The sequence below is a fragment of the Pseudomonas sp. AF32 genome, from assembly GCF_022342325.2.
GTDB classification, from domain to species: Bacteria; Pseudomonadota; Gammaproteobacteria; order Pseudomonadales; family Pseudomonadaceae; genus Aquipseudomonas; species Aquipseudomonas uvaldensis.
In genome coordinates, this window is record NZ_RQJK02000006.1 from 1 (window position 1) to 24,377 (window position 24,377).

Annotated in this window: 17 protein-coding genes; 7 read left to right on the forward strand and 10 right to left on the reverse strand. The window is 60.3% G+C overall.

All coding sequences use genetic code 11. The features are described from left to right. Window positions 1-262: 262 nt before the first annotated feature. Both cysS and EGM97_RS07485 read right to left on the reverse strand, forming a co-directional pair. Window positions 263-1,645 carry a cysteine--tRNA ligase gene (gene cysS / locus EGM97_RS07480; RefSeq protein ID WP_238965061.1) on the reverse strand — a complete coding sequence of 461 codons (1,383 nt, stop codon included), beginning with the start codon at window positions 1,643-1,645 and terminating at the stop codon, window positions 263-265. A gap of 21 nt (window positions 1,646-1,666) precedes the next feature. Then, window positions 1,667-3,364 carry a glutamine--tRNA ligase/YqeY domain fusion protein gene (locus EGM97_RS07485; protein ID WP_238965062.1) on the reverse strand — a complete coding sequence of 566 codons (1,698 nt, stop codon included), beginning with the start codon at window positions 3,362-3,364 and terminating at the stop codon, window positions 1,667-1,669. 250 nt (window positions 3,365-3,614) lie between these two features. Here EGM97_RS07485 and EGM97_RS07490 point away from each other — a divergent pair, with 250 nt between their 5' ends. Both EGM97_RS07490 and lpxH read left to right on the forward strand, forming a co-directional pair. Next, window positions 3,615-4,118 (forward strand): peptidylprolyl isomerase, encoded by a 504-nt coding sequence (locus tag EGM97_RS07490; RefSeq protein WP_238965063.1) that lies wholly within the window; start codon window positions 3,615-3,617, stop codon window positions 4,116-4,118. Then, complete coding sequence (gene lpxH / locus EGM97_RS07495; RefSeq protein ID WP_238965064.1) at window positions 4,115-4,864, forward strand: UDP-2,3-diacylglucosamine diphosphatase; 750 nt, start codon at window positions 4,115-4,117, stop codon at window positions 4,862-4,864. The genes EGM97_RS07490 and lpxH overlap by 4 nt, the downstream gene beginning before the upstream one ends. A 127-nt stretch (window positions 4,865-4,991) precedes the next feature. Here the strand turns inward: lpxH and EGM97_RS07500 are convergent, their stop codons facing one another. The 7 genes from EGM97_RS07500 to EGM97_RS07530 form a co-directional block, all read right to left on the reverse strand. Further along, a complete protein-coding gene (locus EGM97_RS07500) occupies window positions 4,992-6,521 on the reverse strand; it encodes a DHA2 family efflux MFS transporter permease subunit (protein ID WP_238965065.1) in 1,530 nt (509 codons plus the stop codon). Window positions 6,522-6,730: 209 nt separating this feature from the next. Further along, window positions 6,731-7,930, reverse strand: a complete 1,200-nt coding sequence (locus EGM97_RS07505; RefSeq protein ID WP_238965066.1) for an HlyD/EmrA/EmrK family protein — start codon at window positions 7,928-7,930, stop codon at window positions 6,731-6,733. Window positions 7,931-7,945: 15 nt separating this feature from the next. Further along, window positions 7,946-9,415 carry an efflux transporter outer membrane subunit gene (locus EGM97_RS07510; RefSeq protein ID WP_238965067.1) on the reverse strand — a complete coding sequence of 490 codons (1,470 nt, stop codon included), beginning with the start codon at window positions 9,413-9,415 and terminating at the stop codon, window positions 7,946-7,948. Continuing rightward, a complete protein-coding gene (locus EGM97_RS07515; protein ID WP_238965068.1) occupies window positions 9,412-9,885 on the reverse strand; it encodes a MarR family winged helix-turn-helix transcriptional regulator in 474 nt (157 codons plus the stop codon). The genes EGM97_RS07510 and EGM97_RS07515 overlap by 4 nt, the downstream gene beginning before the upstream one ends. Before the next feature lie 222 nt (window positions 9,886-10,107). Further along, complete coding sequence (locus EGM97_RS07520) at window positions 10,108-13,794, reverse strand: translocation/assembly module TamB domain-containing protein (RefSeq protein ID WP_238965069.1); 3,687 nt, start codon at window positions 13,792-13,794, stop codon at window positions 10,108-10,110. Further along, window positions 13,791-15,518, reverse strand: a complete 1,728-nt coding sequence (locus EGM97_RS07525) for an autotransporter assembly complex protein TamA (RefSeq protein WP_238965070.1) — start codon at window positions 15,516-15,518, stop codon at window positions 13,791-13,793. The genes EGM97_RS07520 and EGM97_RS07525 overlap by 4 nt, the downstream gene beginning before the upstream one ends. A 65-nt stretch (window positions 15,519-15,583) precedes the next feature. Further along, on the reverse strand, window positions 15,584-16,228 hold the full coding sequence (locus tag EGM97_RS07530; RefSeq protein WP_053158344.1) for a GNAT family N-acetyltransferase: 645 nt from the start codon (window positions 16,226-16,228) through the stop codon (window positions 15,584-15,586). Between the two features lie 174 nt (window positions 16,229-16,402). On the opposite strand from EGM97_RS07530, the gene xthA reads away from it, so the two are divergent. The 3 genes from xthA to EGM97_RS07545 all read left to right on the forward strand — a co-directional run bounded on the left by xthA (window position 16,403) and on the right by EGM97_RS07545 (window position 19,543). Then, window positions 16,403-17,215 (forward strand): exodeoxyribonuclease III, encoded by an 813-nt coding sequence (gene xthA / locus EGM97_RS07535; RefSeq protein ID WP_238965071.1) that lies wholly within the window; start codon window positions 16,403-16,405, stop codon window positions 17,213-17,215. 136 nt (window positions 17,216-17,351) lie between these two features. Beyond that, window positions 17,352-18,686, forward strand: a complete 1,335-nt coding sequence (locus tag EGM97_RS07540; RefSeq protein WP_238965072.1) for a substrate-binding domain-containing protein — start codon at window positions 17,352-17,354, stop codon at window positions 18,684-18,686. A 530-nt stretch (window positions 18,687-19,216) separates the two neighbouring features. Continuing rightward, entirely contained in the window at window positions 19,217-19,543 is a 327-nt protein-coding gene (locus EGM97_RS07545) for a DUF6124 family protein (RefSeq protein WP_238965073.1), read from the forward strand. Window positions 19,544-19,684: 141 nt separating this feature from the next. On the opposite strand, the gene EGM97_RS07550 is transcribed toward EGM97_RS07545, so the two are convergent. After that, a complete protein-coding gene (locus EGM97_RS07550; RefSeq protein WP_238965074.1) occupies window positions 19,685-20,923 on the reverse strand; it encodes a M20/M25/M40 family metallo-hydrolase in 1,239 nt (412 codons plus the stop codon). A gap of 269 nt (window positions 20,924-21,192) precedes the next feature. Here EGM97_RS07550 and EGM97_RS07555 point away from each other — a divergent pair, with 269 nt between their 5' ends. Together EGM97_RS07555 and EGM97_RS07560 are read left to right on the forward strand one after the other, a co-directional pair. Continuing rightward, window positions 21,193-22,710 (forward strand): polymorphic toxin type 44 domain-containing protein, encoded by a 1,518-nt coding sequence (locus tag EGM97_RS07555; protein WP_238965075.1) that lies wholly within the window; start codon window positions 21,193-21,195, stop codon window positions 22,708-22,710. A gap of 713 nt (window positions 22,711-23,423) precedes the next feature. Next, window positions 23,424-24,353, forward strand: coding sequence for an alpha/beta fold hydrolase (locus tag EGM97_RS07560; RefSeq protein ID WP_238965076.1), 930 nt, complete (start codon window positions 23,424-23,426; stop codon window positions 24,351-24,353). Window positions 24,354-24,377: the final 24 nt, after the last annotated feature.

The following is a 24,377-nucleotide window of genomic DNA, read 5'->3' on the forward strand; positions in this document are numbered from 1 at the left end:
ACTAGTGAGAGCAAGATTGTCAGTATTCATGGCGGCGGTCTCCGATTAGATCCCCCAGTGAAAGCTTAGCTTTCACTGGGGGAGGTCTGAGAGGACCATTTCATTAGGGGATTGAGGGTGGTCAGGAGTCTTGCGCCCACCACAAAACCACTGTGGGAGCGAGCCTGCTCGCGATGGCGTGCTCACTGTCAACATCATCGTTAACGGTTAGAACGCTATCGCGAGCAAGCCCGCTCCCCCAGGATGTCGGGCGTTGCCGGCCTCAGTCAGCCAAACGCCACGTCGTCCCGCCCTTGCCGTCTTCCAGCACCACGCCCATGGCGGTGAGCTGGTCGCGGATACGGTCGGACTCGGCCCAGTCCTTGTTGGCTCGCGCTGTCAACCGCGCCTGGATCAGCGCTTCGACCTCGGCGGCGTCCACGCGACCTTCGGCTCCGGCCTGAAGGAACTCGTCCGCCTCCAGCTGCAACACCCCGAGCACGCCGGCCAGTTCCTTCAGGCGCGCCGCCAGGCCCGCCGCCGCGTTGAGATCGCTCTCGCGCAGGCGGTTGATCTCGCGCACCATCTCGAACAGCACCGCACAGGCTTCCGGCGTGCCGAAGTCGTCGTTCATCACTTCGGTGAAGCGCGCCACGAACGCTTCGCCACCGGCGGCCGGTACAGTCGGCAACCCTTTCAACGCATGGTAGAAGCGCTCCAGGGCACCCTTGGCGTCCTTGAGGTTGTCTTCCGAATAGTTGATCGCGCTGCGATAGTGGCTCGACACCAACAGATAACGCACCACCTCGGGATGGTATTTATCCAGCACGTCACGGATGGTGAAGAAGTTGTTCAAGGACTTGGACATCTTCTCGCCGTTGATCCGGATCATGCCGCAATGCATCCACGCATTGGCGTAGGTCTTGCCGGTGGCGGCTTCGCTCTGGGCGATTTCGTTTTCGTGGTGCGGGAATTCCAGGTCGCTACCGCCACCATGAATGTCGAAGGTCTCGCCCAGGCAGCAGGTGGACATCACCGAGCACTCGATGTGCCAGCCCGGACGGCCCTTGCCCCACGGCGAATCCCAGCTCGGTTCGCCCGGCTTGGCAGCTTTCCACAGGACAAAATCCAGCGGGTCCTGCTTCGACTCGCCGACTTCGATCCGTGCACCGATGCGCAGGTCTTCGATCTTCTTGCGCGACAGCTTGCCGTAGCCCATGAACTTGGCAACGCGGTAGTACACGTCGCCATTGCCCGGTGCGTAGGCGTAGCCCTTGTCGATCAAGGTCTGGATCATGCTCAGCATGCCAGGGATGTGGTCCGTGGCACGGGGCTCCAGGTCCGGCTTGAGGATATTGAGGCGCGCCTCATCCTCGTGCATGGCCTTGATCATGCGCTCGGTCAGCGCATCGTAAGGCTCGCCGTTTTCCCGGGCACGGTTGATGATCTTGTCTTCGATGTCGGTGATGTTGCGCACGTAGGTCAGCTCATAACCGCTGAACCGCAGCCAGCGGGTCACCAGGTCGAAGGCGACCATGCTGCGACCGTGACCAATGTGGCAGTAGTCGTACACGGTCATGCCGCAGACGTACATGCGCACCTTGTTGCCATCCAGCGGCTTGAAGACTTCTTTGCTCTTGGTGAGCGTGTTGTAGATCGTAAGCACAGGATTTCCCTTAAGACTTGATCACTGACCCCAGGAATCACGCAAGGTCACGGTACGGTTGAACACCGGAGCACCGGGTTTCGAGTCCTTGATATCCGCGCAGAAGTAGCCTTCGCGCTCGAACTGGAAACGGTCTTCCGGCTGTGCGTTGCCCAGCGAGGGTTCGGCACGACAACCAGTGAGGACTTGCAGGGAGTCAGGGTTGATGTTGTCCAGGAAGCTGGCGCTGTCTTCGGCCTTCTCCGGGTTCGGCGAACGGAACAGGCGATCGTACAGGCGCACTTCGCACTCGACGCTGGCGGCGGCCGGCACCCAGTGGATCACGCCCTTGACCTTGCGACCTTCCGGGTTCTTGCCCAGCGTGTCGGGGTCGTAGGAGCAACGCAGCTCGACGATGTTGCCATCGGCGTCCTTGATGGCTTCGTCGGCGCGGATCACGTAGCTGCCGCGCAGGCGCACTTCACCGGCAGGCTCCAGGCGCTTGTAGCCTTTGGGCGGCTCTTCCATGAAATCGTCGCGATCGATGTAGATTTCCCGGGCGAACGGCAGGACGCGCACGCCCATGTCTTCCTTCGGGTGACGCGGCAGCTCAAGGTTCTCGACCTGCCCTTCCGGGTAGTTGGTGATGACCACTTTCAGCGGACGCAGCACGCACATGGCACGCGGGGCGCTCTGGTCGAGGTCGTCACGGATGCTGAACTCCAGCATGCCGAAGTCCACCACGCCGTCGGAACGGTTGGTGCCGACCATCTCGCAGAAGTTGCGGATGGACTTCGGTGTGTAGCCACGGCGGCGGAAGCCCGACAGGGTCGACATGCGCGGATCGTCCCAGCCGTTGACGTGCTTCTCGTCCACCAGTTGCTTGAGCTTGCGCTTGCTGGTGATGGTGTAGTTCAGGTTCAGGCGGCTGAATTCATACTGGCGCGGCTTGGCCGGTACCGGCAGGTGCTCCAGGAACCACTCGTACAACGGACGGTGGCTTTCGAATTCCAGGGTGCAGATCGAGTGGGTGATGCCCTCGATGGCGTCCGACTGGCCGTGGGTGAAGTCATAGTTGGGGTAGATGCACCACTTGTCACCGGTCTGGTGGTGATGGGCGTGGCGGATGCGGTACATGATCGGGTCGCGCAGGTTCATGTTCGGCGAGGCCATGTCGATCTTGGCCCGCAGCACCCGTGCGCCGTCCGGGAATTCACCGGCACGCATGCGGGCGAACAGGTCCAGGTTCTCCTCGACGCTGCGGTCACGGAACGGGCTGTTGCGACCTGGCTCGGTCAGGCTGCCGCGGTATTCCTTGGCCTGCTCGGGGGTCAGGTCGCAGACGTAGGCCTTGCCCGCCTTGATCAGCTCCACCGCCCAGTCGTGCAACTGGTCGAAATATTGCGAGGCGTAGCGCACCTCACCGGTCCATTGGAAACCCAGCCACTTGACGTCGCTTTCGATCGCGTCGATGTATTCCTGGTCTTCCTTGGCCGGGTTGGTGTCGTCGAAACGCAGGTGCGTGACGCCGCCGAACTCCTCGGCCAGGCCGAAGTTCACACAGATCGACTTGGCATGGCCGATGTGCAGGTAGCCGTTGGGCTCTGGCGGAAAGCGAGTGACGATCTGCGTGTGCTTACCCGAATCCAGGTCCGCCTGGATGATCGGGCGCAGGAAGTTGACCGGCACGGCCGGGCCGGTCTTGGAATTCGAGGTAGGGTCGACAGTGGGCTTGCTCATAGGATCCTTGAACAGACAAGTGCGCGGCCGGGTGCGGCCTGATAAATCAAAACCCGTATCATAGCCGATGCTGTCAAGCACCTGACAGGCCAGGTCCGGCAAACGATTGAATTTATTCGGCTGCCGGACGAAAAACAGCCTCGAATTTCGTGCCCGGCACGCTAAACTGCCCAGCCTGGCCGTTTGCAGCCAGACCGGTTGCGGGCTTACGGGCCCCGAAACCCACGAATTCCTTGAAAGAGTAGTCATCATGAGCAAAGTGAAACTGACCACCAACCACGGCGACATCGTTCTGCAACTGAACGCCGAAAAAGCTCCCGGAACCGTTGCCAACTTCGTTGAGTATGTGAAGGCCGGTCACTACACCAACACTATTTTCCACCGCGTCATCGGCAACTTCATGATTCAGGGCGGCGGTTTCGAGCCGGGCATGAAGGAAAAGAAAGACAAGCGCCCAAGCATCCAGAACGAAGCCGACAACGGCCTGCCGAACAAGAAGTACAGCATCGCCATGGCCCGCACCATGGAACCACATTCGGCTTCCGCGCAGTTCTTCATCAACGTGGCCGACAACAGCTTCCTGAACCACAGCGCCAAGACCGTCCAGGGCTGGGGCTACGCAGTGTTCGGTGAAGTGATCGAGGGCACCGATGTGGTCGACAGCATCAAAGGCGTCTCCACCACCTCCAAGGCCGGCCACCAGGACGTCCCGGCGGAAGACGTGATCATCGAGAAAGCCGAGATCGTTGAGTGATCCTACTGATTTCAGATTTGCATCTGGAAGAGGAGCGCCCGGACATCACCCGGGCGTTTCTGGATCTGCTCGCCACCCGCGCCCGTTCGGCGCAGGCGCTGTACATCCTGGGGGACTTTTTCGAAGCCTGGATCGGCGACGATGCCATGACCCCGTTCCAACGCTCCATCTGTCAGGCCCTGCGCACCTTGAGCGACAGCGGCACGGCCATATTCCTGATGCACGGCAATCGCGACTTCATGTTGGGCCAGGCCTTCTGTAAAGCGGCCGGCTGCACCCTGATCAAGGACCCGAGCGTCGTGCAATTCAATGGCGAGCCGGTGCTGCTGATGCACGGCGACAGCCTCTGCACCCGCGATGAAGGCTACATGAAGCTTCGGCGCTGGCTGCGCAACCCGGTCACGCTGTTCATCCTGCGCCACCTGCCATTGGGCAGCCGCCAGAAGCTGGCGCGCAAACTGCGCAGCGAAAGCCGTGCGCAAACGCGGATGAAAGCCAACGACATCGTCGACGTCACCCCCGAGGAAGTGCCGCGGGTCATGCAACAGTACGGCGTAAAAACCCTGATCCACGGCCATACCCACCGCCCCGCCATTCACAAGCTGCAACTGGGCGATCACGCCGCTCGGCGTATCGTACTGGGGGATTGGGACAAGCAGGGATGGGCGTTGCAGGTGGATGAGCAAGGGTTTGCGCTGGCGCCGTTTGGGTGTGGCAATTCGCAATTAGCATTGCCAAGCACTTAAAGCATACGCCGCCCCTGTGGGAGCGGGCTTGCTCGCGAAGGCGGCCTGACAGTCACTTCGACGTGAACTGACACACTGCTTTCGCGAGCAAGCCCGCTCCCACAGGGGATTGCATTTCAATGCTTGATCAGTGGCCGCTCGCCGCGGGTCCCGCCTTCGCTGCGAACGGCGGCTTCGCCAGCCACACCAACAGAATCAAGCCCATGAACGCCCACCCCAGCAGCGTGAAGTAATCCACGGTGGAGAGCATATACGCCTGGCTGGTCAGGATATGGTCGAGCTGCGCATAGGCCGGCGCACTTGGGCCACCGAGTTGGTTGAGCGCTTCACGGGTGGCCGGGTCGAATGTGCTGATGTTTTCGCTCAGGTACGCATGGTGCTGGTCGGCCCGGCGGATCCAGATCCAGGTGGTCAGGGACGCGGCGAAGCTGCCGCCCAGGGTCCGCAGGAACGTTGCCAGCCCGGCGCCGTCGGCGATCTGCTGCGGCGGCAGGTCCGACATCAGGATGCTCAAGGTCGGCATGAAGAACAGCGCGACACCAATGCCCATGAACAGCTGCACCAGGGCAATGTGCTGGAAATCGACTTCATTGGTGAACCCGGCACGCATGAAGCAGCTCAGGCCGATGGCCAGGAACGCCAGCCCAGCCAGCAGGCGCAGGTCGAACTTGTGGGCGTATTTGCCGACGAAGGGCGACATCAGCACCGGCAAGATGCCAATGGGTGCCACGGCCAGCCCGGCCCAGGTGGCGGTGTAGCCCATCTGGGTCTGCAACCACTGCGGCAGGATCAGGTTGATGCCGAAGAACCCGGCGTAACCGCCCACCAGCACGATGGTGCCGATGCGAAAGTTGCGATAGGCGAACAATCGCAGATTCACCACCGGATGACGGTCGGTCATTTCCCAGATCACGAACACCGCCAGGGCGATGACGGAAATCAGCGCGCCAATGATGATGAAGTTCGATTCGAACCAGTCCAGGTCATTGCCCTTGTCGAGAATCACCTGGAGCGCGCCGACGCCGATGATCAGCGTGATCAGGCCGACGTAATCCATCGGCTGGTGGCTGGTCACTACCGGTCGTGCCTTGAGTTGCTGGCGCACCACCATCACCGCGAACATGCCAATGGGTACGTTGATGAAGAAGATCCACGGCCAGCTATAGCTGTCGGTGATCCAGCCGCCGAGGATCGGCCCGGCAATCGGCGCCACCACCGTGACCATCGCCAGCAACGCCAGGGCCATGCCTCGCCTCGCAGGCGGATACACGGCGATCAATAACGTCTGGGTCATCGGGTACAACGGTCCGGCCACCAGCCCCTGGAGCACGCGAAAACCGATCAGTTCCGGCATCGAGGTGGAGATGCCGCAGAGAAACGAGGCGAGCACGAACAGCATCGTCGCCCACAAAAACAACTTCACCTCGCCGAACCGACGGCTCAACCAGCCGGTCAGCGGGAGCGCGATGGCGTTGCTCACCGCGAATGAAGTAATGACCCAGGTGCCCTGCTCCGAACTGACGCCAAGGTTGCCGGAGATGGTCGGCAAGGCGACGTTGGCGATGGTGGTGTCGAGCACCTGCATGAACGTCGCCAGAGACAGCCCGATGGTGCTGAGCAACAGGCTGGGCGGCGTGAAGGACGCGTTATTGCTCATTGCGAAATCCTATGAAGCGAAGGTGATGAAATCGTCCAGGCCAGCACACAAACCTGTGGGAGCGGGCTTGCTCGCGAAAGCGGTGTAACTGTCACCTTGATGTTGAATGTGCCGCCGTCTTCGCGAGCAAGCCCGCTCCCACGCTGGACCTTGGTGTTCACGGATCCGGTGTCCAGCGCAATTCTCCTGTGGGGGCGAGCCAGGAATGACTAGCGCTGTGCGGTTTTGCTCGCCGCCGCGCTGTTGTCGTGGATCAGCCGGGTGATCATCGCGTCGGCGTCAGTCAGCTGCCGGTCGTAGACCTGGGTGCTGAACGTAGCTTTCTGCGGTGGCTGCTGGGCCAGGACCGGGCCGCTCTGGTCCCGCAGGTTGACATTGACCTCGGTGGACAGCCCGATCCGCAGCGGGTGCCTGGCCAATTCCTCGGCGTTGACGTGGATACGCACGGGCACCCGTTGGACGATCTTGATCCAGTTACCGGTGGCGTTCTGCGCCGGCAGCAAGGCAAACGCACTGCCCGTGCCTGCGCCGAGGCTATCGACGGTGCCGCTGTACTTCACATCGCTGCCATAGAGGTCGGTCTCGATCTCCACCGGCTGGCCGATGCGCATGTCGCGCAGCTGGGTTTCCTTGAAGTTGGCGTCGATCCACAGCTGATCCAGCGGGATCACCGCCATCAGCGCCGTGCCCGGTTGTACCCGCTGACCCAATTGAACAGTTCGCTTGGCAACGTAACCAGTGACCGGCGCGATCAAGGTACTGCGGGCATTGGCCAGGTAAGCCTGACGCAGTTGCGCGGCCGCGGCCTGCACGTCGGGATGGGACGACACCACCGTGTCATCCACCAGGGCGCTGGTCGTCTTGAGCTGTTGGCGGGCATTGGCGAGTGCGTTCTGTGCCGAGGTCAGATCATCCCGGGCGTGGGACAGTTCTTCCTGGGAAATCGCCCCGCCAGCGGCCAGGTTCCGGCGCCGGTTGTAGTTTTCCTGGGCTTTCTGCACCTCGGCTTCCTGGGCATTGACCTGCGCCCGCATACCGTCGACGTTGCTGTATAAGCCACGCACCTGGCGCACGGTACGCGCCAGATTGGCCTGGGCACTTTGCAAGCCGACTTCGGCATCGTTCGGGTCGAATTGCACCAGCACTTGGCCTTCACGTACCAGATCGCCGTCGTCAGCACCGATGCTTACCACCGTGCCGGTGACTTGCGGGGTGATTTCCACCACGTTGCCGTTCACATAGGCATCATCGGTGCTCTCGTTCCAACGGCCATACAATTCGTGCCAGCCCCAGACGCCGAGGCCGCCGAGAATGACGATCACCGTCAGCGCCAGCAGCATCACCTTGCGCTTGCGCGGGTTGTTGTCCTGTGAATGTTCGGACGCTTGAGTATTTTCTGCAGTGGCCATGACAAATACCTCGAATCAGTTATTCAGCGTGGTGGAGGCCGGCGTGGCCGAAGCCAGGGTCTGGGCCTCGAAACCACCGCCCAGTGCCTGCATCAGCTGGATCGACAAGTCGATCTGCTCGGCATTCAGGTTCGCCAGTTGGCGCTGGGCCTGGAGCAATTGCTGCTCGATGCTCAGCACGTCCAGGTAATTCCCGATGCCGGAGCCGTAGCGCTGGACCACGGTGTCGTAGGAGCTTTGCGCAATATCGGTGGCATGTTGCTGGGCACCGATCTGCCGCGCGATGTCACGCAATTGATTGATGGTGTCGCTGACATCCCCAAGGGCCTTGACCAGGCTCTTGTTGTACTGCGCCACCGCCAGGTCGTAGTCGGCGTCGCGGGCGTCCAGGTCTGCCCGCAACCGCCCACCGTCGAAGATCGGCAGCGAAACCGTCGGCGCCACGTTGAAGAAGCGACTGGCCGAACCGAACATCGCGTCCCCCAGCAACGACTGCACCCCGGCCGCCGCGCTCAGGTTGAGGTTGGGGTAGAAGTTGGTCTTGCCGGCCTCGATGTCCTTGCTGGCCGCCTCCACTCGCCAACGTGCCGCCACCAGGTCCGGACGACGACCCAGCAGCTCCGCCGGCAGGTTCGACGGCAAGGCCACCGCGCTGGCTTTCAGCACATTGGGCCGGGCGATTTCATTGCCACGATCCGGACCCTTGCCCAGCAGTACCGCCAGGGCGATCCTGGCGCTTTGCAGGCGTTTCTCCGCGTCGATAAGGGTGGCGTCGGCGCTGGCTTCCAGGCTTTCGGTCTGCTGGAACTGATACTCGCTGTCGATCCCGGCGCTGAGACGGCGCTTGCTCAGGTCGAGCATTTGCCGGGTGCGTTTGAGGTCTTCCGCGGCCAGGTCATAAATGATGTGGGCCTGACCGAGGTCGCTATAGGCCCGGGCCACATCGGCAGCCAGGGTCAGTTGCGCGGCCTGGCGGTCGATTTCGGCCGCGCGGGCCTGGCCCAGGGCCGCTTCCCAGGCGGCACGCTGACCACCCCAGAGGTCGAAGTTGTAATTGAAATCGACGCTCAGCGAACGCAAGGTGCTGTAGGCACCGCCCTGCCCCGCCGGGTCCTGGTCACGGGCCAGCCGCGAACGACTGACACTGCCGCTGGCATCCAGAGTGGGCATGCGTGCCGCATTGGCGGCATAAGCGGCGGCGCTGGCCTGATGAACACGGGCACTGGCGATCTGCATGTCCGGGCTGTCGCGCAAGGCCTCACGGATCAGGCCGTCGAGTTGCGGATCACCCAGGCTTTTCCACCAGTCGCTTTTCGGCCACGCGGCGGGCGACAAGGTCACGCCATTCAACGACTGCCCGACCTTGAGGCTCTGGGCATCAAGGCTGACACCTTCGGTCTGGAGGCCGCTGTAACTGGCACAACCGGCGAGGCTCATCGCCAGCAGCACCAGGCTCAGTCGGGTACGCAAGGTTTTACGCTTCATTTGTCCCCCAATCGCAGCACGGTGATGGGGTCACCGGCAGCGAGCAGAATTTTCTTGAGGATGTGTTCGAGGGTTTGCAGCTCCTCGCGGCTGATGGCGCCGGCCAACTGGTTCATGGCGTCGGCGCCGATATACGGCAAGCGATCGGCGAGGGCCTGGCCGGCTTCGGTGAGCACCAGTTGCACTTGCCTGCGGTCCTGCGCCGAACGTTGGCGGACCAGAAAACCTTTCTGCTCCAGGCGATCAAGCATGCGGGTCATCGAACCGCTGTCCAGGGACAGGTAGCGACACAGCTCGGCCGGCGTGTCGATACCGTGCTGGGCCATGATGATCAACACCTTGAACTGCGCGGCGGTGATGCCGACGGGCTCCATGTGGGTGTCGATGATCCGGTCCTTGAGCAGCGCGGCACGGCCGAGCAGCATGCCGAGATGGCAGTTGTGGAAATCGTCAGGGGTGAAATGCTTCATCTGGACACCGATTGCTGCCTAGGCAGGGAATGTATGTCGAGATATTACTGCTTAGGCAGCGAATGTCAAACAAATAGTTAGCCAACTACACATAAGCGGACGAACGCGGATAAAAATGTGGGAGCGGGCTTGCTCGCGAAGGCGTTGGATCAGTCAACTTATCTGTTGAATGACACACAGCATTCGCGAGCAAGCCCGCTCCCACAATGATTGGGGAAAGGGTTAGAAATCGCGCTTGTAGAAGATATCCAGCGAACTGGCGACGCCGCTGGCGGCTTCGAGGTAGACCTTCTTGCTGAGCTTGTAGCGTAAGGCAATGGTATTGGCCGGTTCGAACACACCGACGCCATAGCGCAGGCTGAGTTTTTCCGACAGGTTGCCGCTGGCGACCACGCTGGTATCGTTGCCGCTGCCCTGGGTGTCGAGCTGGAAGTCCTCGATGCCCAGGTTATTGGCAAGGCTGGTGGTCACCCCCGAGCTGCCCATCAAGCCCAGGCCCAGCGCCGCCTGGGCGAGCATGTTGTTGTCCTCGCCGGTGGTGCTCAACGGACGGCCCAGCACCAGATACGACAGGGCCTGCTCCTGGCTCATGGCCGGCTCGGAGAAGATTTGCGTGGTCGGCTGTTCGGCACTGCCACTCAAGCGAATACCGGCGATGACGTCGTCGGTCTGGCGGATCGCCTCGATGTCCAGGTAAGGCTGGTCGATAGGGCCGGCGAACAGCAGACGCGCCCGCCTCACCGTCAGCCGTTGCCCGTAGGCCCGGTAACGGCCATCGTTGAGCCAGAGTTCGCCCCGGGTGTCCATGTTGTCGCCGATGTGCACCTGGCCCTGCACATTGGCCGTCAGCCCGAACCCGGAAAACGCGAGTTTTTCCTGGCCCACGACCACTTCGATGTCCATCGCCATGGCAATCGGCGCCTTGCCCTCTTCGGTCTGGTGGCCGACGATCACCGTGTCATCGGACACCTTGACGGTGGACGGCGGCAATTCGCGAATGGTGATTTCGCCTTTGGGCACCAGCACCTTACCCGCTACGGAAAACCGCTCCCCTTGCAGCTTAATGTCGAGATCCGGCGCCATCTCCAGCTGTGCATAGGGTTCGACGGTGACCGGTAATTGCGAGCCCTTGAGGGCCAGGTTCATGCTCAAGGCCTCTCCCCAGCCGATATCACCGATCAGGCTGCCTCGGCCGTTCTTGCCGCTTTTCCAATTGCCGTCCAGGCGCACCGTGTCACCGGCAATCATGGCCCGGACCTGCAAGGCCTCAAGGCTGACCGGCAGTTCCGGGCCGGACACTTCACCCTCGCTGAGCACCAGGTTGCCGTTGACCTGGGGCGCCAGCAAACCGCCCGACAATGTGCCGCTGCCGTTCAGGTGCCCGGTGAGTGTTTCGACCATCGGCACGAACGGCCGGGCCACCGACAGGTCCAGGCCGGTCAAGCGGAACGAGCCGCTGAGGGGTTTGTTGGCGGGCAACGGGTTGATCTGCGCCTGGAGCACCAGCTCGCCGAGTCGGGCACCGGCGAAATTCAGCTCGGTGTCGATAAGCTTGGGGGTCAGGCGACTGTTCAGGCTCAAGGTCTGGTAGGGAAAATCGAGCCACTGTCCGTTGTCGCGGTCCTTGTCACGGATTCGCAGCATGCCACCCCCGGCGTCGACTTGAATACGGCCGTTCGGGCCACTGGCAGGCAAGTCCAACTGCAGATCCGCGTTGAGCTGGCCCTGCCAGGCAAAGTCCTTGGGCATCCATTGGGCCAGACTTTCGATGGGGAATTGCTTGAGGTGATAGCGCAACTTCGGTTCCGGCATCAGGCGCTGGTCTTCGCCACACAGGCTGGCCTGCCCGGACCGCCAGCAATGGGCGCCGAAGTTGAGGGTGCCGTCGGCCAGGCGCTCCAGCTTCGCCGGGGCTTGCAGGCTCCAGGCCTGGCCGCCGGCCTGAATGTCGCCGCTGAGCAGACGCCCACGCCAGTTGCCCTGATCGAGCGCGCCGCTGAACGCCAGGGTCGTGTCGAGCTGCGGCCCTTGCAGGTCCAGATCGAGTTTCTGTTGCTTGATGTCACCCTGGCCGCTGATCGTCAGCGCGCCCAGGGATGTCTCGCCAGCCCGTATGCCGCTGGCCTTGAGGTCGATCTTGCCCCGCTGCGCACTGTCCAGGGTTGCGTCCAGGTTCAGGCTTTGCAGACGGTTATCCTGAAAGGCCAGCTGCGTGCCTTGCAGGCCGAACTTGCCCTGAGGCGCCTTCAGGGTCCCCGCCACATCGACACGCCCCACGACCTGGCCGCGCAGGTGGGGCCAGAGCTGGGCCAACCGCGACAGTTTGATGTCGATCTTGCCGGAAAGTGTCTGTTGCAGGCTGCCACTGCCGTTGATGCGGTTGTCACCCAGGCGGATATCCAGCGCACTGAGGTTCCATTGCTCGCCACCGCCGCTGGCCTTGGCCTGGAAGATCGCTGGCTGGCCACGCAATTTGCCCTTGAGGTCCAGGTTTGCATCGAGGCTGAGATTGCCGTTGCTCATCGCGCCTTTGCTGCGCAACGGTCCGGCCAGAGTGCCGGGTAATTCGCCGAGCCAGTACGCCGGGTCGATAGCCGACAGTTCCAGTGCCGTGTCCCAGGCGATGCCCTCGGCAAACTGCAAGTCCAGGTGCCCTTCGGCCTTGCCCTGTCCGGCGGCGAGCTTGAGTTCCGGCAAATGGATTTGGCTCAGATCACCGCTGAAGGGGCTGCCCAGACTGAAGGCGCCAGCAGGCCCGTCCAGCGCCGCCTGGAAATGGCCCAGATACTGGCCATCCGTGTAGGAGACTTCGCCATTGAAACTGCGCAGCGTCACCTGTGGTTCGTCGATCAGCGGATAGAGGCGATGCCAGGGGAAGTCCAGCCAGGCGATTTTCGCGTCGGCACTCAGGCCTTCGCGCCAGTCCAACTGACCAGTGAGCTTCAGGCTTTGCCGGTCGCCGGCCTCCAGGTCCAGGGCCGCGATCCGGGCGCCGTTGGCATCGACGGTGCCTTGCAGTCGCAGGGCCACCGGGCCTTTCTCCGCGGGTAGTGTTGCATTGCCGAGCAGTTGATAGCCGCTTTTCAGATCGCCTTCGCCGTTCAGTTCCAACTGGTTGAGTAACAGGGTGTCCGGCAGACCGGCGCTGGCCTTGAAGCCGTCGGCGGTGATGCGCACCTTGGCCGGCAGGTTGTCGGCCAGCGGTTGCAACTCGCCGACCAACCGACCTTGCAAGTAACCGCTGCTGTCGGCGCTGAGGTTGAGGGTCTTGAGCAAATCACCGTCGACTTTCAGGTCCAGTGCCCAAGGCGTGGCGCCCGGCGCGAGCAGAGTCAGTCGGCCTTCGGCCTTCAACGGCCAGTCGCCACCCGGCTTGAGCAAGCCGGACAGCTTCAAGCTCAGCTCGTCACGCTGCAATTGCACCGAATCGATCTGCAAGCCTTGAGCGGTCCAGTGGGCGACCAGTTGCAGGCCCTTGAACTGTTCGCTGCCGTTGAACAGCAGGCTACCGACCTGGACATCGCCCAGTTCAATGACAAGCGGCAAGTCCAGGTCCGGCAACGTCACCGGGCCATCGCTCGGCGCATCGGTGGAGGGTGGCAATTGCAGGCTGACCGTGTCGGCCTTGAGCTGTTCGATGCACAGGGTCATGCGCAGCAGGCAGGCGGGCGACCAACCGAAGATCACCCCATCGGCCTCCAACCGGCTGCTGTCCTGCTGCCACAGCAGATGATCGGCGCTCCACTGCCCCCCCAGGCGACCCTGGAAATTCTCCACGGTCAGCCCCGGCACCAGGCCCAGGGTCCAACGACTGCCGAATGCGGTCCCCAGCACCGTACTCAACGCCAGCACGATCACCACCAGCAACCCGACGAGCGTCAGCAGCGTTCTCTTCAAACCACGACTCACAGCTCGGGCCCCATGGAAAAGTGCAATCGAATGCCGCCCTCGTCGTCCATGGCATGGGCCAGGTCGAGGCGGATCGGGCCTACTGGCGACACCCAGCGCACGCCGACGCCGACGCCCGTCTTGAGGCTGGGCAATTCAAGGTTGTTAAAGGCGTTGCCCTGGTCGACGAAGGTCGCCACCCGCCATTTCTCGGCAATGGAATATTGATACTCCAGACTGCCCGCCACCATGTAGCGCCCACCGATGCGATCACCCTCGGAGTTTTCCGGCGACAGGCTCTGGTAGTCGTAGCCGCGCACACTCTGGTCGCCACCGGCAAAAAAGCGCAGGGACGGCGGAATGGATTTGTAGCCGTTGGTGGCACTGCCGCCGATCTGGGCCCGGGCCAGGAAACGGTGCTTGTCGAACACGGTGGTCAGGCCTTTGACCATGGCAGTGCCATATAAAAGGTTGTTGTCCGAGCCCAGCCCTTCCTTCGCGACTCTGGTCTCGAACTGCAAGCGATAACCGTTGTGCGGGTCGATGCGGTTGTCGCTGCGCAGGTAGGAATAACTGACGCCGGGCATCAGCAGCGTACTGAGGCCTTCATCGTCGCCGAGGCGATATTCCTCACGCTGCCATTTGAGCGACACCACCCGCTGCCAGCCGCTGGGCAACTTGCTGTGCCATTCCGGGCCAACGGTCAGCAATTTACTGAGGGTGTCGGTGCCCGCCAGTTCTTCGTATTGATAGCCGCCGGCATAACGCAACTTGTCGGTCAGCGGCGGATCCAGCGGCACGTCATACCATAGGCCGACGTTCTGCCGGGGCGCGGAGACTTCGGCTTCCCAACCGTAGCTGTGCCCCTGGGGGTTGACCCAGTGGCGCGTCCAGTTGGCCTTGGCCCGCGGGCCGACGTCCGTGGAAAACCCCAGGCCCAGGCCCATGGTGCGCGGCTTGCGGGTGTCGAGCTTGACCGCCACCGGGATCACGTTGTCGGTGGCTGCGGTGGGCGCGGCATCCACCCGAACGCCTTCGAAATAGCCACTCGATTGCAGGGCCTGGTTCAATTCGGCAATCAGTTCGGAATCATAGGCGGTGCCGGCCTTGAACAGCACCATGCGCCGCAACAGGTCTTCGTCGAACGGCGTGTCGCCTTCAAAACTCACCGGGCCCAGGCTGTAACGCGGGCCGCTGTCGTAGACCAGCTCGATGTCGGCGACACCGGCCTGTGGGTCTACCGACAGTTTCTGACGGGTGAAACGCCCGCTGAAGAAACCATAGCGCGAAGCCTGGTTCTGGATCAGCCGCTTGGCATCCTCGTAGTGACCATGGTTGAGCACCGCACCCGGCTTGAGGGCATCGTTGGCCGGCACACGAAAGGATTTGAGGGAGGCCGCCGGGCCATCGATACGCACGGTGACATTGCGCAAATGCACGGGTTCGCCGGGGTCGATGGTCAGGATCAGGCGCGGGTCCTTGCCACCCTTGACCTCGCTGTCGATCTGCGGCTGGTAATAACCCAGCGCCTGGGCGGCCTTGCGGGCCTGCTCCTCGGCACCCCGACTGAAACGCAGCAACGCCTCTTCGTCACGATCGCCCAGCCCACCGATATAACCTTCCACGTTGGCCTTGAGTGCGTCATTGGACGGTTTGATCCGTACATCCAATTCGCTTTGTGCCAGGGCCACGCAGCTGAGAGACAGCAAGAGCGCGCCGCTGGTCATTCTTCCTGGGAGTTTCATGGCGCGGATGCTATCACGAGCGTAGGTGCTTGATAGAGCCGGACATTTCCCAAAAGTTCGTCGGGTTACGCCGTTGCGCTTTGCAGGACCTGCGGGTTGGGGTGGAAAAACACATGCTCGCGGATCGGCCCTACCGCCACCTCGCCAATTTCCTGGTAGCCCTGGCGCTTGTAGAACTCGAGGTAACGCGGGTTGCCCGTATCCAGCACCACGCCCTGGGAATGTTCATCCACCGCGCACCAGTTATGTACGGCGGTCAGCAACTGTTCGCCAAAATGCTGGCCCTGGAACTGCGGGTGAATACCCAACAGTGGCAACACGTGCACCGAATCCGACGGCAGGCAGGCCGTCACCGCTGCGTGGTATTCCAGATACCGCCGGGTGCAGCGAAACCCGGTACTCAGGACCATGCGCAGGCGCCAGGCCCAGCTTTCGGTGATTCCCAACCGTCGCTGAGGCGGAGCGACCAGGGCGATACCGATCAACCGGTCGTTGACCAGCAGCCCGATGGCGGGCAATTCCTGGAGAAAATGCTGCTTGACCAATTCCCGCACCGTCGCTCGCACCCGCTGTTCATAACCGGGACGCTCGGACTCGAACAGATAGCTGAACGTCGGCTCGTGACGATACGCCTGGTACAGCAACGAACGGGCTTCGCGGGAATAACCGCTGTCGAGCATGTGGATATCGGCGATGGCGGTTTCAGGCATGACGGGAAATCTCCTGGGCGGGCTTGCGAGGCCCTGCTCTTATTGAGTACGAACCCAATAGGGTTACGATCGTTCCTACATGCACAGGACATTAGCAGCGCATTTGTCCTACTGCCACGCTGGCCCGCGTCCTACATGTCAGCTAGCATCGCTGTTTTGCCAGGAAAGCCGACCATGAAGATCGTCTCCTTCAATATCAACGGGCTGCGCGCCCGCCCCCATCAGCTGGCGGCGCTGATCGAGAAGCATCAGCCGGACGTGATCGGCCTGCAGGAAACCAAGGTCCACGACGAACAGTTCCCGGTGGACGAAGTGCAAGCCCTGGGTTACCACGTGCATTACCACGGACAAAAAGGTCACTACGGTGTCGCCCTGCTCTCCCGCCAGGCGCCGTTGAGCTTGTATAAAGGCTTCGAGGGTGACGACGAAGACGCTCAACGACGTTTTATCTGGGGTACCTTCGCCGATGCCAACGGCGTGCCGGTGACCATCATGAACGGCTATTTCCCACAAGGTGAAAGCCGCGATCACCCGACCAAATTCCCGGCCAAGGAACGTTTCTACAGCGATTTGCAGCAACTGCTGGAAAGCCGCTTCAGCAACGACCAGCCTGTGGTGGTCATGGGCGACGTGAACATTTCCCCGGAAGACTGTGACATCGGCATCGGCCCGGACAACATGAAGCGCTGGCTGAAAACCGGCAAATGCAGCTTTCTGCCGGAAGAACGCGAATGGATGGCCCGCCTGAAGAACTGGGGCCTGGTGGACAGCTTCCGTCACCTGAACCCGGACGTCACCGACCGTTTCAGCTGGTTCGACTACCGCAGCCGCGGTTTCGAGGACGAACCCAAGCGCGGCCTGCGCATTGACCTGATCCTTACCTCCCATGGCCTGTTGCCACGAGTCAAGGATGCGGGGGTGGACTATGAACTGCGGGGTATGGAAAAACCGTCGGACCATGCGCCGATCTGGCTGGAACTCGCCTGATCGGTACATACAGTTCGCCGATGCGGCATGCACCCCCGATCCCTTGCGGGAGCGATGCCAGGTAGCAACCCTGTCATCTATCAGTCATCTGACTGACTTAATCTCCACGCACTTTCCCGGGTTCCAAAGGTGCCGCATGCGGCTGAGCGTTGGTTTATTCATAGTCCTCTGGCTGCCGCTCGCCGCCTGGGCCGGCACGCTGCCCCTTCCCGAACAGGGCCCGGCCCTGCGCCTGCAAGGCTCCAATACCATCGGCGCGGCGCTCGGCCCTGCCTTGGTCAAAGGGCTGCTGGAAGAACAAGGCCTGTTCAAGGTCAGCACTGAAATCACCGGGCGGGACAACGAGCAACGTGTCGTTGGCCAGACCGCCGATGGCCGTCGCGTGACAGTCGACATCGCGGCCCACGGCTCCAGCACCGGGTTCGCCGCCCTCAAGCAGGCCGGCGCCGACCTGGCCGCCTCCTCCCGGCCGATCAAGGACAATGAACTGAAAGAATTATCGTCCCTCGGTGACCTGAAAAGTCGCGCCGCCGAGCAGGTCATCGCCATCGATGGCCTGGCGATTATTCTTCATCCCCAAAACCCGTTGCGTCAGCTCGACACCGTGCAGCTCGCACGAATATTCAGCGGCGAGGCGAAAACCTGGGAAGCGTTGGGGGGCGTTGGCGGTCCGATTCATCTGTACGCCCGGGATGAACAATCCGGCACCTACGATACCTTCAAGGAATTGGTACTCAGCCGACAGGGTAAACGGCTGGACCCTGCAGCCCGGCGCTTCGAATCCAGCGAACAGTTGTCCGACGCCGTCAGCCAGGACCCGCAAGGCATCGGTTTCATTGGCTTGCCCTACGTTCGCCAGGCCAAGCCTGTGGCGATTGTCGATGGCGACTCCCAGCCCATGTTGCCGTTGAACAGCCTGATTGCCACCGAGGACTACCCTTTGTCGCGCCGGTTGTTCTTTTATCTGCCTCCCCGTCAAGAGAACCCTTGGGCCGAAGCGTTGGTGACGTTTGCCCAAAGCGACAAGGGCCAGGCCATCGTCGCGGCCAGCGGCTTCATTTCGCAAACGGTGCAGGCCATGGCCGTCACGCCCAATGCGCTGATGCCGGAGGGTTATCAGGCCCTGAGTCGCCATGCCCAGCGCCTGAGCGTGAATTTCCGCTTCGAAGAAGGCAGTTCAAATCTGGACAGCAAGGCCCATCAGGACCTGGGCCGTGTGCTCGCCTACATCAAGCAACACGGCAAGACCGACCGCCGCGTGACACTGGTAGGTTTCGGCGACGCCAAGGACGACCCGGCGCGGGCGGACCTGCTGTCCAAATTGCGGGCCATGGCGGTACGGCGCGAGCTGGTCAAATACGGCGTCACACTGCGGGAAGTGCGCGGCTTCGGCGCCCTGATGCCCGTGGCGGCCAACAGTGAGGATGAAGGACGGATCAAGAATCGGCGGGTGGAGGTTTGGGTGTACTGAAATCCGTTGGACGATACTCCCCTGTGGCGAGGGGATTCATCCCCGCTGGGCGGCGCAGCAGCCCCAAAGCCAGACACCGCGGTGAACCAGATGAGCCGCGCCAGCCGCATTACGACTGCTTCGCAGCCGAGCGGGGATAAATCCCCTCGCCACGAATGGTCGGCATGGCCCTGGCCCAGTCAACGGTTTGTTCATCCAACTTGTCTCAATGTAGGACCAAACCACCTCGCCTTGCGCCATTGCCTACAACTACGCCAGAATCCGCCGGCTTGTGCGCCCTGGGCCTGGGTTTTATCGTTTTCCGGTCGCTGACGAATCAGCGATCGGGTTTGGTAGCCCGGTTTTCTGGCGTATGTGCAACTTGAATGCAGAGGACTTTTTTCGCCCTCTGTTTGATGGTGGTCATGCGTAGGGCGTCCCAGGGCGCGCCGGGTTGCCAGGTAACCGGTCTACCAACCTTCGTATGGCCGCCACCCTTCGTTTGGTAGCGAAAGATGATGGCTCCAACTTCATTATCTGGAGATTCATCGATGTTCAAACCAACCCCGAACCCACCGGACACCGATCCGACCCCAACAGCCTTCGACAAAGCCGCCAAGCGCGCCCTCGACTTCTACCTCGAACCCAAGCCGTCCAGAACCGCTCCAGGCCAGCTATTCATCGTGGTAAACGACCTGGACACCGAATGCCTGCTCGCCAACCTCAGCGAAACCCTGTCCTCGGCCAACGCCATGGTCAGCGACCTCGCGTTCGACCTGGAAGGCTCCAGGCGACATGTGGCGCTGGGCATCCAGCAGTTGATCGAACTGGGCGGCTTGCTGGCGAACCGGGCACTGGATAACGTCGAAGTGCGCTAACCGACACGCCATATGCCCTTGTGGGAGCGGGCTTGCTCGCGAAAGCTTTGTATCAATCAACCCTTGTTCAACTGACAGTCCGCCTTCGCGAGCAAGCCCGCTCCCACAGGGTATAGGGTCGATCATGCCATCGGGCGCAACCTAACGCCCCGCCAACTCCATGATCATCCGCGACAGCAGATAAATCCTGGGCACGACGCTCTCCACCTCGGCATATTCCTCCGGCGTGTGGATATTGCCGCCGACGATGCCGAAGCCATCCAGCGTCGGCGTGCCGACGCCGGCGGACAGGCTGGCGTCCGCCGCGCCGCCGCTGCCTTCTTCGGTGAGCTTGCGGCCCAGCTCGCCATAGATACCTTGGGCCATCGCCATCAAGCGATCCGACTCGGCCGTCTGCGGCATCGGCGGCAGGCCACGCTTGAGGCTTGTGGTGACTTCGGTGTCGGCGATCAGTTTTTCCTGGGACACGCGGGCCAGGTCCTTCTCGATACGGTCGAACTCTTCCGGCACCGCCGCCCGAACGTCGGCCTTGGCGGTGGCCTTGTCGGGAATGACATTGGTCCGATCACCCGCATTGAGCACGGTGAAATTGATGGTGGTCTTCTTTTCCGTATCGCCCAGCTTGCCCAATTGCAGAATCTGGTGCGCCGCTTCCATCGCTGCATTTCGCCCCAGTTCGGGCGCTACGCCGGCGTGGGAGGCCTTGCCCTTGACCTCCACCAGCGCCGTGGCACTGCCCTTGCGCCATACCACCAGGCCATCGGCCGGGCGCCCCGGTTCAAGGTTCAGCGTCACATCATGGGCCTTGGCGGTTTTCTTGATCAGGTCGGTGGCAGCGTCCGAGCCGGTCTCTTCGCTGGCATCAAGCAGGAAAGTGATCTGCGCGTAGTTCTTGAAGTCGAGGTTCTTCAGCACTTTCAGCGCATAAATCCCGGCGACAATACCGCCCTTGTCATCCATCACCCCCGGCCCATAGGCGCGCCCGTCCTTGATGTGAAAAGGCCGCTCGGCCGCCGAGCCTTCCTTGAACACCGTGTCCATATGAGCCATCAGCAGGATCTTCGCCTTGCCCGTGCCCTTGAGGGTGGCCAGGACGTGCTGGGTGCCATCCGAATTCGGCACCTTTTCGACGCTGAAGCCGAGCTTCTTCAGCTCATCGATGGCGATGTCACCGACCTGAGTCAACCCCGGCACATAGCCGGAACCGGAGTCGATGTTCACCAGCCGTTCGAGCAGTTTAAGGGCCTCATCCTTGTACTGCTCGGCGTGGCTCAATACCGGTTGATCAGGCTGCGCGAAGGCAACGGGGGCGAAGGCGCCGAGGGCCAGGCTCAAGCCGAGACTGACGGCCAGACGGGAGCGAAGCGAGGTAATCGTCATGATTTCATCCTTGTTCCGTATCGAGTGAGTGCCTTGGCACCCTACCCGACAATGACGCAAGGCTCTAGCCGTACAACCAACAAGCCCTCGCGGACGAGTCCTCTACCGACAACAGTCGTAGGAACGAGGGAAACGAAATAAAGAAATGCAGGACGATACGACAAATTCCTCAGAACTTTCCGACGCGCCTTTCAGGTTGCCGCTCGGAAGGCGGACGTTTAGCGTAGTTATTAGCGAACGCTCTACAAACTCATTGCCAGGGAGGCATTATGAAAAAATCAAACAAACCACCTAAAACAATAAATCTGCCACCCATAGTTGTTACGCCCCAGCCACCACAACCGTCGCCACTGCCCAGTCTGCCGAAAATCCCCCCTGGGTACACAGCCAAACCACTCCCTTGGAGCGGAAAAGTTGTTGAATCATCTGAAATAAACACGCTCTTCAGCAAGAAAAACATCAAGCACCCCGATCAATCGACAACCATCTTCGCCACCATTGCCACTCAACTAAACAGAATAGAAAAAGCCTATAACTCACACGCTCCGTTTTTCAAGTCCGAGCTTGACGAGGAAATTGCCAAAAAACCAGCTCTTGGTAAACCAAGTGCACTGGAGCAATACAAACATGAAAAATCTATCGTCGATGAACTTCTTAAAATCAAGAACAGCGAACTGCAAAAAATCACTGCGACAGCGAAGACCTTTTATGGAAGAAACCCTTTCGATAAAGACTTCAAACAAAATGCCGTTGACTTTGTAAATATTTTTCACAAGAGCAGAGAGCCTTCACTAACAACCTATAACAGATGGCTCACTTCCATCACCGCTGCGTACACAGTCAAGATGCTTGCGGCAAAAATAAAAATTCTTACGGAAAAATCCAAGCAACTCGCCTCAACCATCGCAACCACAGAAGCCAAAGAAAAACAACATGTAGCTGTTTGGACCGACCGATACAACCAGGAAAGAAATGCCATTATCAATCGATATCAATTGGACAAGGCCAGCCTGGAGAAAAGAGTCCAGGCCGAACTGGATTCAGCCGATGTCAGTGGGGACTCGACAACGGAGCTGCTACCAGAGCAAAGAGTTAACGAGACCATTCGCTTGGTCAAACAGTTGAGAGATCAAAAGCAAAAAGAACTGCAACAGCAGCTCTCTTTCTTGGCTGACCAGCCCAATATAGATTTCAAGAGTAGAGACAGCAGAGCATTTATTGAGCACATAAAAAATGATTCTCTTGATCCCGAAATATTTTTAAAACGAGAACTCAACGCTATCCACGCCACTTATAAAATCGACATCTTAAATGTCGAAATTAAAAATATAGAAGAACGACTTATAAATCTAGCCTCCACACGATTAACATTAATCAAGGAGCGGGCCAACTCAGGAATACCTCCATTGTCCCCTCCGAATGTCAGGTTAGCTGAAAACATGGAGGAGGCAAGAAAGCTGAAAGACTCTTCAAAAATCATTGTGGGCGGTGACGCAGTCATTTTTGGGGTATTTTACACAAAGGTTAGAAACAAAGGTGAATGGGACTATAAGCAGCGCGGCAGGGAATATGAGGAATTTGGAAATTTCAATTATGGCGCTACCGGCACAGTAGCAGGAATTTCAGAACAGATCCTACTAAGAGCGGCAGGAGCGGCTCAATCCATAGCAGGGACGTCAGAGGAAGAGTTTGGAAAGTGGTGGGCAGAATCGCCTTACGGCGATGACGAAGTGGACCAAATCTGGATAGAAGCAGGGATAAAGTATGCTCAAAGCAAGAACATCTAAACGAACCTGCCTGATTTTGTCCGCAGTGTGCATTATGCAGGCGATATACATTTACATGGAGTCCCCCGCTACACCGGAACCGTCAGAAATAACTTCAGTAACCCCTGTTGATTCAACAGGCGCTATTTACGAAGTACTTTACAATTCAGGCGGAGCGACCGTCCCTTTCATCTATCGATATTTCCTTATGGAAAAAATTAACGACCCCGTTGAGGCACTTGATAAAATCAAATCATCCCATCCATTTCTTGTAACCAAAAGCCCCAATGCTGTCCGAACAGTTCTGCCAGGAAGAGTAAAACTTAGGACCTTAGATACGATCTACAAATACAGAAACACCGCATATTACAAAACAAACGGAGAATTGAAAGGAGTCAAGTTAGATTTGATCTCAGATATGCCTTGATCCATCACTGTCACTGGTGACCACTCCGCCAATTAAAGAAGCGACAGACCCCCGGTGCAAGCCGGGGGTATCCCTTGCTCTCGCCTCCTCACGTCCCGCTTCGACGGCTATCAGAAGCCGCGCCACTCCAAATGACTCACAACAGGAAGCAACGCACTATCAGGAATGCCATGACTTTCACAACTACCACCCAAGCAAAAGCAACCCTGCCGTCGCGATGTGCCCATCTTTGAGCTTCACTTACCACTGTCAACCTCGTAGCCCCAGGTTGGCCGCTCAAGCTTCGTCGTGACTCATGGAGGTAATAATGCTGGTGTTGTGGGTACTCGTCGCCGTGTTCATCGTCTGGAGCTGGCTGACCTATCCAGGCATCGGTCAAGTGCTGTTCGACTTGAGCATGGCCCTGGAAACGCGTTTCTCCCGGTTGCGCAAGATCACGGTGCCCATCAGCGAGATGACGGTATCGACCCTGCAGGGCGGACCTTACGAAGCGTCCAGCAGCATATTGATGTTGCATGGCTACAGTGCCGACAAGGGCCTCTGGCTGCGCATGGCCCGCCCGTTCGTCAATGATTACCGGGTGGTGATCCCAGACCTGGCCGGCCATGGCGAAACCGGTTTCAAGGCCGGTGGCGGCTACGACATACCGACCCAGGCCCGGCGGGTGATCGAGTTGCTCGACGCCTGCGGCCTGGACAAGGTCCATGTGATCGGCAACTCCATGGGCGGCTATCTCGCCGCATGGCTGGCGGCCACGTCGCCCGAACGCGTCTTGACCCTGGCGCTGCTAAATCCGGCCGGCGTCACTTCACCCCAGCCCAGCGACATGGATCGCCTGGTCGCCGCCGGCAGGAATCCTTCCCTCATGCATTCACGCAGTGATTTCGCGCCGTTCTATGCGTTGACCATGGCCTCGCCGCCCTGGGTGCCGGGGGTGATATTGGCGGCGGTGGCGCAGCAGTATGTACAGCGCCGCGAAGAGCTGGCGGAGATCTACACGGACTTCACCAGCAGCCCGCCGATGGAGCCACGCCTGGTCGATATCCGTGCGCCTTCCTTGCTGCTCTGGGGCCGCCAGGACCGAATGATCGACGTCAGCAGCGTGCCGGTGTGGAGCAAGGGCATCGCGGATCTGCGGGTGGAAATCTGGGAGGGGGTCGGGCATCTGCCGCCGCTTGAAAAACCAGGAAAAACCGCGGCGCTGTATCGGGAGTTCCTGAAAGGGTTGGGACAGTGACCATCCTGCATAGAATGCTCCCTC

Bases quoted from the DNA above. Each gene is read 5' to 3' on its own strand.
- EGM97_RS07485 (WP_238965062.1), bottom strand. From the start codon at position 3,364: ATGAGCAAGCCCACTGTCGACCCTACCTCGAATTCCAAGACCGGCCCG.
- EGM97_RS07490 (WP_238965063.1), top strand. From the start codon at position 3,615: ATGAGCAAAGTGAAACTGACCACCAACCACGGCGACATCGTTCTGCAA.
- EGM97_RS07500 (WP_238965065.1), bottom strand. From the start codon at position 6,521: ATGAGCAATAACGCGTCCTTCACGCCGCCCAGCCTGTTGCTCAGCACC.
- EGM97_RS07505 (WP_238965066.1), bottom strand. From the start codon at position 7,930: ATGGCCACTGCAGAAAATACTCAAGCGTCCGAACATTCACAGGACAAC.
- EGM97_RS07510 (WP_238965067.1), bottom strand. From the start codon at position 9,415: ATGAAGCGTAAAACCTTGCGTACCCGACTGAGCCTGGTGCTGCTGGCG.
- EGM97_RS07515 (WP_238965068.1), bottom strand. From the start codon at position 9,885: ATGAAGCATTTCACCCCTGACGATTTCCACAACTGCCATCTCGGCATG.
- EGM97_RS07525 (WP_238965070.1), bottom strand. From the start codon at position 15,518: ATGAAACTCCCAGGAAGAATGACCAGCGGCGCGCTCTTGCTGTCTCTC.
- EGM97_RS07530 (WP_053158344.1), bottom strand. From the start codon at position 16,228: ATGCCTGAAACCGCCATCGCCGATATCCACATGCTCGACAGCGGTTAT.
- xthA (WP_238965071.1), top strand. From the start codon at position 16,403: ATGAAGATCGTCTCCTTCAATATCAACGGGCTGCGCGCCCGCCCCCAT.
- EGM97_RS07540 (WP_238965072.1), top strand. From the start codon at position 17,352: ATGCGGCTGAGCGTTGGTTTATTCATAGTCCTCTGGCTGCCGCTCGCC.
- EGM97_RS07545 (WP_238965073.1), top strand. From the start codon at position 19,217: ATGTTCAAACCAACCCCGAACCCACCGGACACCGATCCGACCCCAACA.
- EGM97_RS07550 (WP_238965074.1), bottom strand. From the start codon at position 20,923: ATGACGATTACCTCGCTTCGCTCCCGTCTGGCCGTCAGTCTCGGCTTG.
- EGM97_RS07555 (WP_238965075.1), top strand. From the start codon at position 21,193: ATGAAAAAATCAAACAAACCACCTAAAACAATAAATCTGCCACCCATA.
- EGM97_RS07560 (WP_238965076.1), top strand. From the start codon at position 23,424: ATGCTGGTGTTGTGGGTACTCGTCGCCGTGTTCATCGTCTGGAGCTGG.